Origin of the sequence: Bradyrhizobium sp. HKCCYLRH2015, assembly GCF_051168215.1 — a bacterium.
GTDB lineage: Bacteria > Pseudomonadota > Alphaproteobacteria > Rhizobiales > Xanthobacteraceae > Bradyrhizobium.
The window spans coordinates 406,610-422,364 of the sequence record NZ_JBNPUO010000007.1 but is presented as its reverse complement, the minus strand read 5'-3'; the positions used below and the strand labels follow the sequence as shown (position 1 = coordinate 422,364).

General features: G+C 67.7%; 13 protein-coding genes. 10 read left to right on the top strand and 3 right to left on the bottom strand.

What is annotated here, in order from left to right; genetic code table 11:
* Window positions 1-26 precede the first annotated feature (26 nt).
* Window positions 27-830, bottom strand: a complete 804-nt coding sequence (locus tag ACQR1H_RS20780) for a HesA/MoeB/ThiF family protein (protein ID WP_315803981.1) — start codon at window positions 828-830, stop codon at window positions 27-29.
* A gap of 151 nt (window positions 831-981) precedes the next feature.
* On the opposite strand from ACQR1H_RS20780, the gene ACQR1H_RS20775 reads away from it, so the two are divergent.
* Both ACQR1H_RS20775 and ACQR1H_RS20770 read left to right on the top strand, forming a co-directional pair.
* Window positions 982-2,334 (top strand): peptidoglycan-binding protein, encoded by a 1,353-nt coding sequence (locus ACQR1H_RS20775; RefSeq protein ID WP_316215373.1) that lies wholly within the window; start codon window positions 982-984, stop codon window positions 2,332-2,334.
* Between the two features lie 451 nt (window positions 2,335-2,785).
* Window positions 2,786-3,589, top strand: a complete 804-nt coding sequence (locus ACQR1H_RS20770; RefSeq protein WP_316179014.1) for a ParA family protein — start codon at window positions 2,786-2,788, stop codon at window positions 3,587-3,589.
* A gap of 251 nt (window positions 3,590-3,840) precedes the next feature.
* Here ACQR1H_RS20770 and ACQR1H_RS20765 read toward each other — a convergent pair whose 3' ends face one another.
* Together ACQR1H_RS20765 and mutM are read right to left on the bottom strand one after the other, a co-directional pair.
* Entirely contained in the window at window positions 3,841-4,314 is a 474-nt protein-coding gene (locus ACQR1H_RS20765; protein ID WP_315803949.1) for a cyclic nucleotide-binding domain-containing protein, read from the bottom strand.
* A 78-nt stretch (window positions 4,315-4,392) separates the two neighbouring features.
* On the bottom strand, window positions 4,393-5,274 hold the full coding sequence (gene mutM, locus ACQR1H_RS20760; RefSeq protein ID WP_316179012.1) for a bifunctional DNA-formamidopyrimidine glycosylase/DNA-(apurinic or apyrimidinic site) lyase: 882 nt from the start codon (window positions 5,272-5,274) through the stop codon (window positions 4,393-4,395).
* Window positions 5,275-5,379: 105 nt separating this feature from the next.
* Between mutM and ubiE the strand changes: the two genes are divergently transcribed.
* The 8 genes from ubiE (at window position 5,380) to ACQR1H_RS20720 (ending at window position 15,557) form a co-directional block, all read left to right on the top strand.
* Entirely contained in the window at window positions 5,380-6,141 is a 762-nt protein-coding gene (gene ubiE, locus ACQR1H_RS20755) for a bifunctional demethylmenaquinone methyltransferase/2-methoxy-6-polyprenyl-1,4-benzoquinol methylase UbiE (RefSeq protein WP_316179011.1), read from the top strand.
* Entirely contained in the window at window positions 6,138-7,712 is a 1,575-nt protein-coding gene (gene ubiB, locus ACQR1H_RS20750; protein WP_316179009.1) for a 2-polyprenylphenol 6-hydroxylase, read from the top strand. Before ubiE ends, ubiB begins: the two co-directional genes overlap by 4 nt.
* A gap of 207 nt (window positions 7,713-7,919) precedes the next feature.
* Entirely contained in the window at window positions 7,920-9,347 is a 1,428-nt protein-coding gene (gene coaBC / locus ACQR1H_RS20745; RefSeq protein WP_316179007.1) for a bifunctional phosphopantothenoylcysteine decarboxylase/phosphopantothenate--cysteine ligase CoaBC, read from the top strand.
* Window positions 9,344-9,802 (top strand): dUTP diphosphatase, encoded by a 459-nt coding sequence (dut, locus tag ACQR1H_RS20740; protein WP_316179005.1) that lies wholly within the window; start codon window positions 9,344-9,346, stop codon window positions 9,800-9,802. Before coaBC ends, dut begins: the two co-directional genes overlap by 4 nt.
* A 189-nt stretch (window positions 9,803-9,991) precedes the next feature.
* Complete coding sequence (locus tag ACQR1H_RS20735; RefSeq protein WP_434882294.1) at window positions 9,992-12,499, top strand: PAS-domain containing protein; 2,508 nt, start codon at window positions 9,992-9,994, stop codon at window positions 12,497-12,499.
* The gene (gene tsaE, locus ACQR1H_RS20730) at window positions 12,496-14,037 is read left to right on the top strand and encodes a tRNA (adenosine(37)-N6)-threonylcarbamoyltransferase complex ATPase subunit type 1 TsaE (protein WP_434908121.1); all 1,542 of its coding nucleotides are present in this window, start codon (window positions 12,496-12,498) and stop codon (window positions 14,035-14,037) included. The genes ACQR1H_RS20735 and tsaE overlap by 4 nt, the downstream gene beginning before the upstream one ends.
* 341 nt (window positions 14,038-14,378) lie before the next feature.
* Window positions 14,379-14,684 carry a PilZ domain-containing protein gene (locus ACQR1H_RS20725; protein ID WP_008963143.1) on the top strand — a complete coding sequence of 102 codons (306 nt, stop codon included), beginning with the start codon at window positions 14,379-14,381 and terminating at the stop codon, window positions 14,682-14,684.
* A gap of 150 nt (window positions 14,685-14,834) precedes the next feature.
* The gene (locus ACQR1H_RS20720) at window positions 14,835-15,557 is read left to right on the top strand and encodes a nucleotidyltransferase family protein (RefSeq protein ID WP_434908120.1); all 723 of its coding nucleotides are present in this window, start codon (window positions 14,835-14,837) and stop codon (window positions 15,555-15,557) included.
* The last annotated feature ends 198 nt before the right edge of the window (window positions 15,558-15,755 follow it).

The window sequence follows — 15,755 nt, the reverse complement described above, 5'->3', positions numbered from 1 at the left end:
TGGCGGCCTCTCGGCTCACGCACACCTCACTTTCGGTGCGCACTCAAATCCGCAATCACAGGCCCGTCGCCATTCAACGGGTTCGCCGGATCGCGCCCGTAGCGCAGCGTCTCGAACCGCATCGTGCGCGCGTCCAGCATCAAGAGCCGGCCGACCAGACCCTCGCCGAAACCGACGATCTCCCGGATCGCCTCCAGCGCCATCATCGATCCCAGCATGCCGGCGAGCGCGCCCATGACGCCGGCTTCCGCGCAGGCCGGCACCGTGCCCGGCGGCGGCGGCTCGGGGAACAGGCAGCGATAGGTCGGATTGAACTGGCCCTTCTCGTTCCGCTCATGCGCGCGGATCGTCGTCAGCGACGCATCGAAAGTCCCGAGCGCGCCGGTGATCAGCGGCTTCTCGGCCAGGAAGCAGGCGTCGGAGACGAGATAGCGCGTGTCGAAATTGTCGGAGCCGTCGAGCACGAGATCATAGCCGCCGATCAGATCGAGCGCGTTGTCGGCATTGAGCCAGCTTCGATGCGCCACGACGCTCACATGCGGATTGAGCGCATTGATGCGCTCGGCGGCGCTCTCGACCTTGGGCCTGCCGATGTCGGGGGTCGCATGGATGACCTGGCGCTGCAGGTTCGACAGCGATACGACGTCGTCGTCGACCACGCCGATCGTGCCGACGCCGGCGGCGGCGAGATACATCAGTGCCGGCGCGCCGAGGCCGCCTGCGCCGACCACCAGCACCGCGGCGCGCTTCAGCGCCGCCTGACCGGGACCACCGACATCGCGCAGCACGATGTGACGGGCATAGCGCTCCACTTCTTCGTCGCTCAGCATCGTTACACCGTCCTTCCGCCGCCGCATCGCTGTCAGCCCATTGCCGGCCCATGGCGAAGACGGCGGATCTCCGCACTGAACCCTCGCCGGATTGTGACCGACCAAGCAGATGTGCTTATTTAGCGGCGCGGCAAGAGCATCGGGATTTGTCATGAGACGGCTGGCCACGGCAACCTTCATCTGCGGGATCGCCGCGTGCGCGTCGGTGCAGGCACAGACGCCCACGATGCCCGGCGCCAAGCCCAAGCCGGTCGCGACCCAGCCAGCGCGCCCGGGCGTTCAGGCGCCCGCCGACACCGCCAACGCGATGAGCCAGGCCGAGCGGCTTGCGCTGCAATCCGATCTTGCCTGGGTTGGCCAATACAATGGCGCCATCACCGGCGACGTCAGCGAGCGCATGGTCAATGCGATCAAGGAGTACCAGAAGCTATCCGGCGGCAAGCCGACCGGCGTGTTGAACCCGCAGGAGCGCGCCGTGCTTGCCGACACCGCGCGCCGCAAGCAGGAGGGCGTCGGCTGGAAGCTCGTGACCGAGCCGGTCAGCGGGGCCCGGCTCGGCATCCCGACCAAGCTGGTGCCGCAGCAGACCAGCGACGGCAACGGCTCGAAATGGACATCGCCCACCGGTACCGTGCAGGTCGTGCTGTCGCGCCGCAAGGAGGCCAACCCGACCACCGCGGCACTGGCCGACCGTGAAAAGAAGGAAGCCGGCCGCACCGTCGACTACAGCGTGGTGAAGCCCGACTTCTTCGTGCTCTCGGGCCTGCAGAACCTGAAGAAGTTCTACATCCGCGGCACCTTTCGGGGCGACGAGGTGCGCATCCTGACCATCCTCTACGACCAGGCGACCGAGAACACGGTCGAGCCGGTCGTGATCGCGATGTCGAGCGCCTTCACCGCGTTCCCGTCGACATTGGCCGCGCAGCCCGCGCCACGGCGCCGCGTCGATTACGGCACCGGCATCGTCGCCACCCAGGACGGCGCCATCATCGCCGATCGCGAGGTGACCGACGGCTGCGTGGCAATCACCATTCCCGGGTTCGGCCATGCCGAGCGCGTGGCCGAGGACAAGGAGCGCGGCCTGGCGCTGCTGCGCATCTACGGCGGGCGCGGCCTGAAGCCGCTGGCGCTGTCGGGCGGCAGTGCGAAATCGTCGGTCGACATCGTCGGCATCGCCGATCCGCAGAGCCAGGGCGGCGGTGCCGCGATCAGCACCGTCAAGGCGCAGCTCGCCGCCAACGGCACCGGCGACGCCTCGCTGGCGCCGGCGCCCGGGCTCGGCTTTTCCGGAGCGGCAGCGCTCGACGGCGACGGCAAGTTCGCCGGCGTCACCTTGCTCAAGCCCGGCGTCCTCGCGGGCACGGCACTGATCCCATCGACACAGGTCGTGATGGTCAGCGCCGATGCGACGCGTGCGTTTCTCGCCTCGCATGGTGTCAAGCCCGACGGAACCTCGCTCGACGCCAAGGCGGCCACGGTGCGCGTGATCTGCGTGCGGAAGTAGAGCCTGCGCCAAACCGGTTCGGCATCGCGATCGTGCCGCTGTGCACTGCAGCGCGGCAGCGTTTACGCAATGTTAAGCATGTCGTTTTAGAAAAAATTAAGGGCCCAACGGCGGCCGGCGGGGATCGGACGTGCAGCATCGCGACTGCATGGGATGATGCTCGGCGATGCCGATCGCTCGCCCGCGGCTCGCTGCCGCTCAACTTCCTAGCACCTTGCTATCAACTCGGAACGGCTCCCGCCGTAGTCAACCGGTCTGTGCAGGCACAGGCCGAGCGTGAGATAGTTCGAACAGTTTTGTCGGCGTGCTGATTCGGACCACCGCGATCCCTCTGTTAGTTGGATCGGGCCGGGACTGTCCTGAGCGAGAATAGCTCCGCACCGCGCAACCGCGATGCACTCAGCTTTGGCGTTCTCATAAGTTCCGTCAACATCCGAAGGACTGTCTCCCGATGTACACGATCGTTTTGGCCACGCAGAAGGGCGGCAGCGGCAAGAGCACGCTGGCGATTGGTCTGGCCGTGGCCGCGCAGCAGGCCGGCCACAAGGTGCGCGTGATCGAGACCGACCGTCAGGGCACGCTGACCAAATGGCAGGCGCGCCGCGCCGCGGGCGAGCCGATCGTCGAAGCCGGCTACGACGCCAAGATGATCGAGCCTCGCCTCGAAGCGCTGGCCCGCGACGGCTTCACTGTCTGCGTGATCGACACCGGGGCCGGCATCACGGCGTCCACGACGGCCGCGATCCGCCACTGCGATCTGTGCCTCATTCCGGCGCGTCCGAGCGTCGCCGACATCGAAGCGACAGCACCGACCTTGAGCATCGTGCGCGCCTGGCGCAAGCCGTTCGCCTTCGTGCTCAACCAGGCCCCGATCCGCGGCGGCCATCGCGTCACCGATGCGACGACTGCGCTCGACGCCGACGCGCCACGCGACATCGCGGAGGTGCTGGCGCAGCCCTTCATCATGATGCGCAACGACCACCAGGACGCGCTCGCCGCCGGTCTCGGCGTCAGCGAGTTCGATGCGGCCGGCAAATCGGCGCAGGAGATTCGCAGCCTGTGGCGCTGGACCGCCGGCAAGCTTGCAGGCGATCACGTCATGCACGACGCGGGCGAACTGAAGGACGCGAGCGAGCACGCCGAGGTCGAGTTCCCGATCATGCTGACGCCGCCCACCGAGGAAGCGAAACTGCCGGTGGCGCGGGTGTATCCGACCTGGGCCGACAACGGCATCAACTGGAAGGCGGGATTGTAGTCCTCGTTAGTTGGACCCGAGCTTCTGCCGCGACGGCGGTGCGCTCCCTGGCCCCGCTCTTGCGGGGAGAGGGTTGGGGTGAGGGGCAGACGCGGGGCAGACACGCGGGAAGTGTTCGTGGTGAGACCTGTCCCCCTCACCCGGATTGCATCTCACGATGCAATCCGACCTCTCCCCGCAAGCGGGGCGAGGTTAAGGAGTAGCCCAGCCGTAGATCGAGCACGCTTCGCACTGCTTCGCCGCCCGCTCGCCTACCGCGACCCACCCTCCCGCATCTTGATCCGCGCATCGGCGCGACGCAGGCGGCGGCACAGCTCGCGATTGATGTTCTGCAGCACGATCACGTAGGCGTGGATGTCAGCCTTGTAGAAGGCATACAGCTTTTGCGCCGTCAGCTCGTACAGCACGGTCGGCGCTTCCGCGACCACGGTGGCCGATCTGTTCTGCATGTCGAGCAGGGTCATCTCGCCGAAGAAATCCCCGGGCTCGAGACGCGACATATGGATCGCGGCACCCGTCTCCAGGCGCTCACTGACCTCCAGCGTACCGCTATGCACGACGAACATCGAGCGACCCGCCTCGCCTTCGGCGACGACCACGGCGCCCTTGTCGAAGCGCCGCTCGACCAGCATCGAGACCAGCAGATCGAGGCTCGCATCAAGCAGGCCGCCGAAGAACGGCGTCGCGAGCAGAAATGCTTTCAGGTCGGGCGAGCTGACAGCCATGGCGGCAGTATACGCCCACTCCCGTCCGCCACAAGCAGACCGGGGATGGCCGGCCGTGCCGGCTCCTCGGCCGCGACATCACTTCTGGCACTTCGGGCACCAGAAGGTCGAGCGGCCGTTCTGCACGAAGCGCTTCACCACGCCGCTGCAGCCGTCCGTCCGGCATGGCTCACCCTCGCGGTCATAGACCTGGAACGAATGCTGGAAATAGCCGAGTTCGCCTGATGTCTGGCGGTGATCGCGCAGCGACGAGCCGCCGGCGCGGATCGCCTCGTTGAGTACGGCGTGGATCGCCTCCACCAGACGCGTGGCGTGATCCGTGGGCTCGCCCTTCTTCGTTGCCAGCGTCGCCGCCAGACGCCGCGGCGACAGATGGGCGCGAAACAGCGCCTCGCAGACATAGATGTTGCCGAGCCCGGCGACCACGCGCTGGTCGAGCAGCGCGGCCTTCAGGCTGGTCTTCTTGCCGGCACAGGCGCGCGCCAGCATCGCGGCATCGAATTCATTGCCGAGCGGCTCCGGCCCGAGGCCCTTCAGATGCGGCTCGGTCTCGATGTCGCCGCGGCCGATGATCTTCATGAAGCCGAAGCGGCGCGGATCGTTGAAGACGATGTCGGCGCCCGACGACATGTGAAACACGACATGGTCGTGCACGCTGTCCTTGCCGCGCGGATAGTGAAACTCGCCCGGCGTCTCCTCGTGCTCCGGCTTGATCACCCGGAACGAGCCGGACATGCCGAGATGCATCAAGAGCACGTCGCCGGAGCCGAGGTCGGCCAGCAGATATTTGGCGCGCCGACCGAGCCCCCTGACGGTCTGGCCCTGCAGGCGCTTGGCAAAATCGGGCTGAAACGGAAACCTGAGATCGCCGCGCCGGGCCTCGGCCTTGACGATGACGGCGCCTTCCATGACCGGCTGCAACCCGCGCCGGACGGTCTCGACTTCGGGCAGCTCAGGCATCCCTGCTCATTTCACCTTTTGCATCCGCGACCATTCACCTTGTCCGGCTGACGTGATAGCGCCTTGGCCGCATCAGCGCTATGGTGCCGTATCGGAGTAAGGGTGATGGATCAGCCGGACCAAACCACTCATTTCGGCTTCAGGGACGTGCCTCTGGGCGAGAAGCAGACGCTGGTGAACGAAGTGTTTCACAGCGTGGCACAGCGCTACGACCTGATGAACGACCTGATGTCGGGCGGACTGCACCGCGTCTGGAAGGACATCATGATCAACATGCTGAACCCGCCGAAGAGCGATGCGCCGTTTGCGCTGCTCGATGTGGCCGGCGGCACCGGTGACATCTCCTTCCGCGCCGCCAGGAAGGCCGGCGCCGGCTTCCATGCGACCGTGTGCGACATCAACGGCGACATGCTCGAGGTCGGGCGCCAGCGCGCGCTGAAGCAATATCTCGACGACAAGGTCTCGTTCGTCGAGGGCAATGCCGAGAAGCTCGCCTTCCCCGACCGCTCCTTCGACGCCTATACGATCGCCTTCGGCATCCGCAACGTGCCGCAGATCGAGCTGGCGCTGGCCGAGGCATTCCGCGTGCTCAAGCATGGCGGCCGCTTCCTGTGCCTGGAGTTCTCCACCGTCGAGATGCCAGGGCTAGACAAGCTCTATGACCTGTTCTCCTTCAACGTGATCCCGCAGCTCGGCCGCGCCGTCACCGGCGATGCCGAGTCCTACCGCTACCTCGTCGAATCCATCCGCCAGTTTCCGCGGCCCAACGCCTTCGCCGAGATGATCTCGGCGGCCGGCTTCTCCCGCGTGTCCTGGCAGACTCTCTCCGGCGGCATCGTCGCGCTTCATTCCGGCTGGCGTTTGTGATCTCCGCACTCACCCACATTACGCGGCTCGCCCGGGCCGCCCTGGTGTTCGCGCGCGAGGGCGTGTTCGGCGCCGTCGATCCGAGCCTGGCGCCGCCGCCGGGCCAGCTCGCGCTGAAGCTGGCGCGGCTCATCGAGCGCCCCGGCGCCAAGTCCGGGCCAAGATTGTCGCGCGCGCTGGAGCGGATGGGACCGGCCTATCTCAAGCTCGGCCAGTTCCTGGCGACCCGGCCCGACGTCGTCGGCGTCATCATGGCGCGGGATCTCGAATCGCTGCAGGACCGGCTGCCGCCGTTCCCGCAGGCCGAGGCCGAGGCCGTCATCGCCACCGCGCTCGAACGCCCGATCAGCCAGCTGTTCACGCATCTCGGTCCACCGGTCGCCGCCGCCTCGATCGCGCAGGTGCATCGCGGCGAGGTCGAGCGCGACGGCATTCGTCGTCCGGTCGCGGTGAAGGTGCTTCGACCGAACGTCGCTGCGCGCTTCCGCCGCGACCTCTCCGATTTCTTCTTCGTCGCCGAAAAGGCCGAGGCGCATTCGTCGGAGGCGCGGCGGCTGCGGCTGGTCGAGGTCATCAACACGATGTCGCGCTCGGTCGCGATGGAGATGGACCTTCGCCTGGAGGCCGCTGCGCTCTCCGAAATGGCGGAGAACATCAAGGACGATCCGGATTTCCGCGTGCCCGCGGTCGACTGGGACCGGACCGCCAACACCGTGCTGACGATGGAGTGGATCGACGGCATCGCGCTGAACGATCACGCCCGGCTCGCGGAGGCGAATGTCGATCTGCCCGACGTCGGCCGCAAGGTGATCCAGAGCTTTCTCCGCCACGCCCTGCGCGACGGCTTCTTCCATGCCGACATGCATCCGGGCAACCTGTTCCTGGACCAGCAGGGACGGCTGGTTGCGGTCGATTTCGGCATCATGGGCCGGCTCGGGATGAAGGAGCGGCGCTTCCTCGCCGAAATCCTGCTCGGCTTCATCACCCGCGACTATCGCCGCGTCGCCGAAGTGCATTTCGAGGCCGGCTACGTGCCGCCGCATCATTCGGTGGAGAATTTCGCACAGGCCATCCGCGCCATCGGCGAGCCGATCCATAACCGCACGGCCGAAGAAATCTCGATGGCCAAGCTCTTGACCCTGCTGCTCGAGGTCACCGGCCTGTTCGACATGCGCACCCGGCCGGAGCTGATCCTGCTGCAGAAGACCATGGTGGTGGTCGAGGGCGTCGCGCGCGGCTTCGATCCCAAGCTCGACATCTGGAAGGTCGCCGACCCCGTGGTGCGAGAATGGATCGAGCGCAATCTCGGGCCGATCGGCCGGATCGAGGGCGCCGTCACCGGAATCGGCGAACTGGCCCGGCTGACCGCGACCCTGCCGGTGCTCGCCGCCCGCGCCGCCGCCGTGCTCGAGCACATGGAGACCATGACCCGCGACGGCCTCCGCCTGTCGCCCGAGACCATCGCCGCCATGGGCCGCACCGAAGGCAAGAAGAGCCGCTGGCGCGCGATCGCGCTGTGGGTCATCGCGCTGACCTTCATCGGCATTTTGTTCGCGGTGCTCAGGCTGTAGATTCGTAGGGTGGGCAAAGGCGCAGCCGTGCTGTCTCGTCGTACGAGATGGCGGTGACGCCGTGCCCACCGTCTCACCCTGGAGCCTGCCGATCGACGGTGGGCACGCTGCCGCCTACGGCGGCCGCTTCGCCCACCCTACATTGATTGCACTGCGATCAATTTCTGCTAGCATTGCTTGCATCTGGACCCTGCTGGGGAGGCGGACATGGCCAGCCTGACCATCCGCAAGCTCGACGACTCGCTCAAAACCTATCTACGACTGCGCTCGGCGCAGAACGGGCGCTCCGTCGAGGAGGAAGTCCGGGTCATCCTGCGCGCGCTGATCGAGCCGGTCGATCCGTCCGAGCCGACGACGGCAGCGCCAGCTCCAGCCGCTCTGCCTGAGCCTGGTCTCCCTCAGCCCGGCGCCGCCCGTGAAGCGCGCGTCACCCTGATCATCGGCGGCGGCATCGCGGCATACAAGTCGCTCGACTTGATCCGCCGTCTGAAGGAACGCCACATCCGCGTCCGCTGCGTGCTGACCAAGGCGGCGACGCAGTTCGTCACCGAGTTGGCCGCGTCAGCGCTGTCGGGCGACCGCGTGTTCACCGATCTGTTCGACGCGCGCAGCGAGTTCGACGTCGGCCACATCCGCCTCGCGCGCGACTGCGACCTGATCGTGGTCGCGCCGGCCACCGCCGACCTGATGTCGAAGATGGCGCACGGCGCCGCCGGCGACCTCGCCAGCGCCATCCTGCTCGCGGCGAGCCGGCCGATCCTGCTGGCGCCGGCGATGAACCCGATGATGTGGAGCAACCCGGCCACGCGCCGCAACGCCGCCACCCTGCAGCGCGACGGCGTCCGGATGATCGGCCCCAACGCCGGCGAGATGGCCGAGAAGGGCGAGGCCGGCGTCGGCCGCATGGCCGAGGCCATCGAGATCGCGGACGCCGTCGTCGCCATGCTCAAGCCGCCGACGCCGCGCCCGCTCGCCGGCCGCCGCGTGCTGATCACGGCCGGACCGACGCACGAGCCGATCGATCCGGTGCGCTACATCGCCAACCGCTCCTCCGGCAAGCAGGGCTTTGCGATCGCCGCCGCCGCGCAGGCCGCCGGCGCCGACGTCCGGCTGATCGCGGGGCCGGTCGAGCTCGCCGATCCCAAGGGCGTCAACGTCACGCATGTCGAGTCGGCACGGCAGATGCTGGAAGCGGTCGAGGCCGAGCTGCCGGCCGACGTCGCGATCTTCGCCGCGGCGGTGGCCGACTGGCGCGTCGCCAATGAGGGCGGCCAGAAGCTGAAGAAGACGGACAAGGCGATTCCGCCGCTCGCGCTGGTTGAGAATCCCGACATCCTCGCAACGATCTCGAAGCTCAAAGACAAGCGGCCAGGTCTCGTGATCGGCTTCGCCGCCGAGACCGAGCACCTGATCGACAACGCGAAGGCCAAGTTCGCCCGCAAGGGCTGCGACTGGATCGTCGCCAACGACGTCTCGCCTGCGACCGGCGTGATGGGCGGCGACCGCAACACCGTGCATCTCTTGACGAAGGACGCCGATGGCGTCCATGTCGCGTCCTGGCCGATCATGACCAAGGACGAGGTCGCGACGGCGCTCGTTGCCGAGATTGCCAGAACCATGGGACCCGTTGCGTGACACAGACGATCGCGATCGACGTGCAGATCCTGCCGCATGGCGAAGGCCTGCCGCTGCCGGCCTATCAGACCGCACATGCCGCGGGGCTCGATCTGCTCGCCGCGGTTCCGGCCGATGCACCGCTCGTCCTTGCGTCAGGCGGCCACGCGATGGTGCCGACGGGATTGTCGATCGCGCTGCCCGACGGCTACGAGGCCCAGGTGCGACCGCGTTCGGGGCTCGCTGCACGCCACGGCGTCACGGTGCTGAACGCACCGGGCACGGTGGACGCGGACTACCGCGGCGAGATCTGCGTGCTGCTGATCAACCACGGCAAGGAACCGTTTACGATCCGTCGCGGCGAGCGCATCGCGCAGATGGTGATCGCCGCCGTGGTGCGCGCCGAGCTCAGCCTCGCGACAAGCTTGACGACGACCGCGCGCGGCAGCGGCGGCTTCGGCTCGACGGGCCGTTGAACTACGGGCTTGCCACTGTTCCGACTCGAAAGAGTCGATCGGCGGACGCATTTTCCTCAGGCGCAACCACCGTTCACGGTCTGGACTCTTACCGCTGGAGTCCCGAAGCGGTTATGGTTGATTGATTCGTGAGACGGCGCGGTCGACGCGATCGGCGCCGCGCGGAACTTCGTGCGGTTTGGGGCAAATATGTCGGGCGTGATCGTGGTGATGCGTCAGACGCTGCTGTCGTGCACGTCACTTGCGCGCAAAGGCCTGATGGGTCTCGCTGCGACTGCGCTTGCGCCGGCGACACCGGGCTTCGCAGGCGATGGCGTGCCGCCGGATGCGATCACGACGCTGTTCGAGCTGAGCCGTCCTGATATCGCCGAGGTCACGGCGATGCTGGCGCTGCTCGGCTTCTCCGTGGTCGCTGCGGTCGCGCTGGTGCGCACGCGTCTGGCGGCCGCGCGCAAGGAAGCGCGGCTGCGTGCCAATGTCGCCGAGCTGCAACTGCAGGCCGATCGCTACCGTGCGCTGCTGTTCGCCGAGCCGCAGATCCTGATCGCCTGGCCGGCCGGCGGCCATCGCCCGCAGATCTCCGGCGACACCTCGATGCTGGTGCCGCAGGATCAGCCGCAGCGCATTCTCGCCTTTGGAACCTGGCTGCCGCCGGAGCCTGCGCTGCAGCTCGACCGCGCCGTCGACGCGCTGCGCGAAGCGGGCGAAGGCTTCATGCTCAATCTCACCACCTCGCACGGCCATGCGATCGAGGCGATGGGCCGCGCCATCGGCGGGCAGGCCATCGTGCGCATCCGCGAATTGTCCGGCCTGCGCCGCGAGCTCGCCGAGACGCAGCTCCGCTTCAAGGCGCTCGGCGAGGAGACGGAGTCGCTGCGCGCGCTGGCATCGGCGCTGCCGTGGCCGATCTGGGCGCGGCAGGCCAATGGCGCCCTCGCTTACGTCAACCCGGCCTATGCCCGCGCCGCGGACGCCCGCGACGTGCCGGACGCGATCGGCCGCAACATCGAGCTGCTCGACTCGGCCGACCGTATCGACCTGCAGCGTGCGCTCGGCGCCAACGGCCGTTTCGAGGGCCGGCTGCCGATCGTGACCGGCGGCGAGCGCCGCATGTATGACGTGCGCGCCTTCATGCTGGGCCACGGCAGCGCCGGTGTCGCCATCGACGCCAGCGAGGCGGCGGCGCTGGATGCGGCCGTGGTGCGGATGCGGGAAGCACACCGGCGCACGCTCGACCAGTTGTCCTCAGGCGTGGCCGTGTTCGACGGCCAGCGCCGGCTCGCCTTCTACAACGACTCCTATCGCCGGCTGTGGGGTCTCGATCCCACCTTCCTGGACAGCCAGCCGGATGACTCGTCGGTGCTCGACCGTCTTCGTGCCGCGCGCAAGTTGCCCGAGCAGGCCGACTTCCGGGCCTGGAAGGCCAAGCTTCACGAGGCCTATCGCGCCGTCGAGGCCGCCAAGGACACCTGGTTCCTGCCCGACGGCCGCGCATTATCGGTCGTCACCACGCCGAACCCGGAAGGCGGCGTCACCTATCTGTTCGACGACGTCACCGAGAGCTTCGCGCTTGCCCGCCGCTTCGACGGCCTGATCCGGGTCCAGCGCGAGACCCTCGACAGCCTCGCCGAAGGCGTCGCGGTGTTCGGCTCGAACGGCCGGGTCGAGCTGTTCAATCCGGCCTTCGCCAAGATGTGGCGGCTGTCGCCGGATCAGTTGCGCGAGCATCCGCATATCGACACCGTGGAATCCTGGTGCCATCAGCTCTATGACGACGCGGTCGCCTGGCGCACCATCCGCGAGGCGATCACCTCGATCGAGAACCGGCTCGACGCGGCGCTGAAGCTCGAGCGCAAGGACGGCAGCGTGCTCGACTGCATGAGCCGCCCCCTGCCCGACGGCGCGACCATGCTCACCTTCCAGGACATCACCGACACCGAGAATGTCGAGCGGGCGCTGCGCGAGAGCAACGAGGCGCTCGAAGCCGCCGGCCAGATGAAGATCGACTTCGTCCACCACGTGTCCTACGAGCTGCGCGCGCCGCTGACGACGATCATCGGCTTCGCGCATTTCCTGTCGGATCCATCCACGGGACCGCTGACGCCGAAGCAGGCCGAGTATCTCGACTACGTCACCAAATCCACCAACGCGCTGCTCGCGCTCACCAACAACATTCTCGACCTCGCCACCATCGATGCCGGCGCCATGAAGCTCGAGCTCGGGCCGGTCGACGCCGCCAAGGCGATCGAGGCCGCGGCCGAGGGCGTGCAGGACCGCCTCGCCACCGATCGCATCCGCCTGACGATTGCGGTCGACCCCGATGTCGGCTCCTTCGTCGGCGACGAGCGCCGCGTCGTGCAGGTGCTCTACAATCTGCTCGCCAACGCCGTTGGCTTCTCGCCGCCGGATTCGAGCGTCGTCGTCAGCGCCCGCCGCACCGATCACAGCGTCACCTTCGCGGTCACCGATTCCGGCCCCGGCATTCCGCCCGAGGTGAAGGACAAGGTGTTCGAATGGTTCGAGAGCCATTCGCAGGGCTCGCGCCATCGCGGCGCCGGCCTCGGCCTGTCGCTGGTGCGCTCCTTCGTCGAGCTGCATGGCGGCAGGGTGCGGATGGATTCGGTGGTCGGCAAGGGCACCACGGTCACCTGTGATTTCCCGACCGACCACGTCGCGCAACGCAACGCCGCGGAATGACGGACCAGCTGACATTCACCACCGCGCTCGCGGACGAAGCCGCCACCGCCGCTCTCATGGCCGACCTCGCGCTGCTGATCGGCCCGGGCGCGCTGATCACGCTCACCGGCGACCTCGGCGCCGGCAAGACCGCGGCGGCGCGGGCGATGATCCGCTACCTCGCCGGCGACGACGAGCTGGAGGTGCCGAGTCCGACCTTCACCCTGGCGCAGAGCTACGACCTGCCGAGCTTCCCGCTGGTGCATGCCGATCTCTATCGCATCAGCGATGCATCGGAGCTCGAGGAGATCGGCCTGTCGCCGCTGCCGGAGGCGACCGTCGTGCTGATCGAATGGCCGGAGCGCGCCGGCAGCGCTCTGCCACTGGACCGCATCGACATCGCGCTGCGCCACGATCCATCGCGGGGCGACACCGCCCGCAGCGCCGAGGTCACCGGCAGCGGCAAGGCGGCCGCGGTGGTTGCACGGCTGAAAGCCTTGCGCGAATTCCTCGCCGAGGCCGGGCACGCCAAATCGCGCCGCGAGCGCATGGCCGGCGATGCCTCGACCCGCTCCTATGCGCGGCTCCACAAGGGCGAGCGCGTCTTCATCCTGATGAACTCGCCGAAACGGCCCGACGGCCCGGCAACCTACAACGGCAAACCCTATAGCGGCGCCGTGCATCTCGCCGAGGACGTCCGCCCATTCGTCGCGATCGCCGCCGCCTTGCGCGGGCGCGGCATCTCGGCGCCGAAGATCAACGACGCCGATCTCGGCCAAGGCTTTCTCATCACCGAGGATCTCGGACGCGAGGGCGTGATCGAGGGCGACCCGCCACGACCGATCGTGGAGCGCTACGAGGCCGCGACCGATCTGTTGGCCGCGCTGCACGCGCAGGACGTCCCCGCGGTGCTGCCGCTGGCGCCGCAGGTGACCTACGAGGTTCCGACCTTCGACGCCGAAGCCATGCTGATCGAGATCGGCCTGATGCTCGAATGGTACCTGCCCGACCGTGGCGTGGAGCTGTCGCAGGTGCTGCGGGCCGAATTCCTGGAAATATGGCGGGAGATGCTGGAGGCGCCGCTCGCGGCCAAGCCGACATCTAAGCCGACCTGGGTGATCCGCGACTACCACTCGCCCAACCTGCTCTGGCTGCCCGCGCGCGACGGCATCGCCCGCGTGGGCGTGATCGACTTCCAGGACGCGGTGATGGGACCGCCGGCCTACGACGTGGTCTCCCTGGCGCAGGACGCCCGGATCGACGTGTCGCCCGAGATCGAGCGGGCGCTCCGGGAGCGCTACATCGCCGCGCGCCAGGCTGCGTCGACGGAGTTCGACGCCGACGAATTCAGCGCGCACTACGCGATCATGTCGGCCCAGCGCAACACCCGCCTGCTCGGCACCTTCGCCCGCCTCAACCGCCGCGACGGCAAGCCGCATTACCTCAAGCACCAGCCCCGTATCTGGGATTATCTCCACCGGTCGCTGGCCCATCCCGCACTGGAGCCGCTGCGCGACTGGTACGCGGCCAACGTGCCGCCGCCGGTCGGCGTGGCTTGAGGCACCCTCTCACGGCGACAGCGGTGTGCCCGCTCTCCCTTGCGGGGAGGGTCGGGGGTGGGGGTCTCCGGGCGACGTTGTGAGTGAAGAGCGCAGAACCCTGACCATCAGCAGCAATGATCGCGCTGATAGCTCAAAGCTGCCAAACCGAATAACCCAATAGCACTCCGCATCCGCGGACCCCCACCCCCAACCCCTCCCCGCAAGGGAGAGGGGAGCCGACCGCTGTTGTGGCGAGAGCCCGCAACATCGCTCCCCCGTAGCTTTACCGGTTCTTAGCCATCCCCCCTTACCTTGCGCCCGCGGCGCCGGTTGCGCGCCGCGCGTGAATGGAGGTTGCGATGGCAGAGCGGATGAAGGGCGAACGCGTCGTCTTCGAGCGCGGCATCCCGGCTTTCATGATGGGCATCGACGGCACCTGGCGCCGCAACTGCACCATCGAGGACGTCTCGGAGACCGGGGCGAAGCTGACGGTCGAGGGCTCGGTCGAAGGCCTGCACCTGAAGGAGTTCTTCCTGCTGTTGTCGTCGACCGGCTTGGCCTACCGGCGCTGCGAGTTGGCCTGGGTCAATGGCGACCAGATCGGCGTCACCTTCCTGAAGCAGGGCAAGAAGAAGACCAACAAGCGCGCCACGGCCGAAGCCTGACCGAGCCACGACAGCCTGCGGCATCTTGCATCACGACGGCCGGGCAGCCGTCGCATATTCGTCATCGGCCCAGGCTATCGCAACCGGCCGAGACGATAGATGTTCTTGCGTGGTATGATTCGCACCACCGTTGATCGAGATGCCCTGAAGATGCCCGTCAAGCCGCACAAAGCCATGGTCCTCGCCGCCGGTCTCGGATTGCGCATGCGCCCACTGACCGAGACGATGCCCAAACCGCTGGTGCGCGTCGCCGGCCGCCCGCTGCTCGACCATGTGCTCGGCCGCCTCGCCGAAGCCGGCGTCACCGAAGCCGTCGTCAACGTCCACTATCTCGCCGACCAGATCATCGAGCACACGGCCGCGCGCAGCACGCCCCGCGTGATCATCTCCGACGAGCGCGACCAGGTGCTCGGCACCGGCGGCGGCGTCGTCAAGGCGCTGCCGCTGCTCGGCCATGAGCCGTTCTTCCACGTCAACTCCGACACGATGTGGATCGAGGGCGTGCGCCAAAACCTGTCCCGGCTCGCCGACGCGTTCGATCCCGAACGCATGGACATCATGCTGCTGATGGCGCCGACCGCGACCTCGATCGGCTACGCGGGTCAAGGCGACTACGCGATGCTCGCCGACGGCACCTTGCGCAAGCGGCGGGAGCATCAGGTGGTGCCGTTCGTCTATGCGGGCGCCGCGATCATCTCGCCGGCGATCTTCGACGGCGCGCCGAAGGGCGAGTTCTCGCTGACGAAGATGTTCGACAAGGCGAACGAGCAGGACCGCCTGTTCGGCCTCCGCCTCGAAGGCGTGTGGATGCATGTGGGCACGCCGGCTGCTGTGATGGAAGCCGAAGAGGCGCTGCTGGAGAGTGCGGCGTAGACCCCCGGGCGAAGCCATCACCTCACACTCGGTGTCATCCGGAGCGCAGCGGCTTTTCTCCGTCATTGCGAGCGCAGCGACCCAATCCAGAGTCCCGTGCTCAGCCGTGGATTGCTTCGCCGCGCTGTCGGTGACGATGAAGGTGGGCGGATGGTTCCAGCAACTCAGCTCTCACCGCCCGCGAAAGCGGGTTACGAC

Coding starts and splice junctions, on each gene's coding strand:
- ACQR1H_RS20780 (WP_315803981.1), bottom strand. CDS start 830: ATGCTGAGCGACGAAGAAGTGGAGCGCTATGCCCGTCACATCGTGCTG.
- ACQR1H_RS20775 (WP_316215373.1), top strand. CDS start 982: ATGAGACGGCTGGCCACGGCAACCTTCATCTGCGGGATCGCCGCGTGC.
- ACQR1H_RS20770 (WP_316179014.1), top strand. CDS start 2,786: ATGTACACGATCGTTTTGGCCACGCAGAAGGGCGGCAGCGGCAAGAGC.
- ACQR1H_RS20765 (WP_315803949.1), bottom strand. CDS start 4,314: ATGGCTGTCAGCTCGCCCGACCTGAAAGCATTTCTGCTCGCGACGCCG.
- mutM (WP_316179012.1), bottom strand. CDS start 5,274: ATGCCTGAGCTGCCCGAAGTCGAGACCGTCCGGCGCGGGTTGCAGCCG.
- ubiE (WP_316179011.1), top strand. CDS start 5,380: ATGGATCAGCCGGACCAAACCACTCATTTCGGCTTCAGGGACGTGCCT.
- coaBC (WP_316179007.1), top strand. CDS start 7,920: ATGGCCAGCCTGACCATCCGCAAGCTCGACGACTCGCTCAAAACCTAT.
- ACQR1H_RS20735 (WP_434882294.1), top strand. CDS start 9,992: ATGTCGGGCGTGATCGTGGTGATGCGTCAGACGCTGCTGTCGTGCACG.
- tsaE (WP_434908121.1), top strand. CDS start 12,496: ATGACGGACCAGCTGACATTCACCACCGCGCTCGCGGACGAAGCCGCC.
- ACQR1H_RS20725 (WP_008963143.1), top strand. CDS start 14,379: ATGGCAGAGCGGATGAAGGGCGAACGCGTCGTCTTCGAGCGCGGCATC.
- ACQR1H_RS20720 (WP_434908120.1), top strand. CDS start 14,835: ATGCCCGTCAAGCCGCACAAAGCCATGGTCCTCGCCGCCGGTCTCGGA.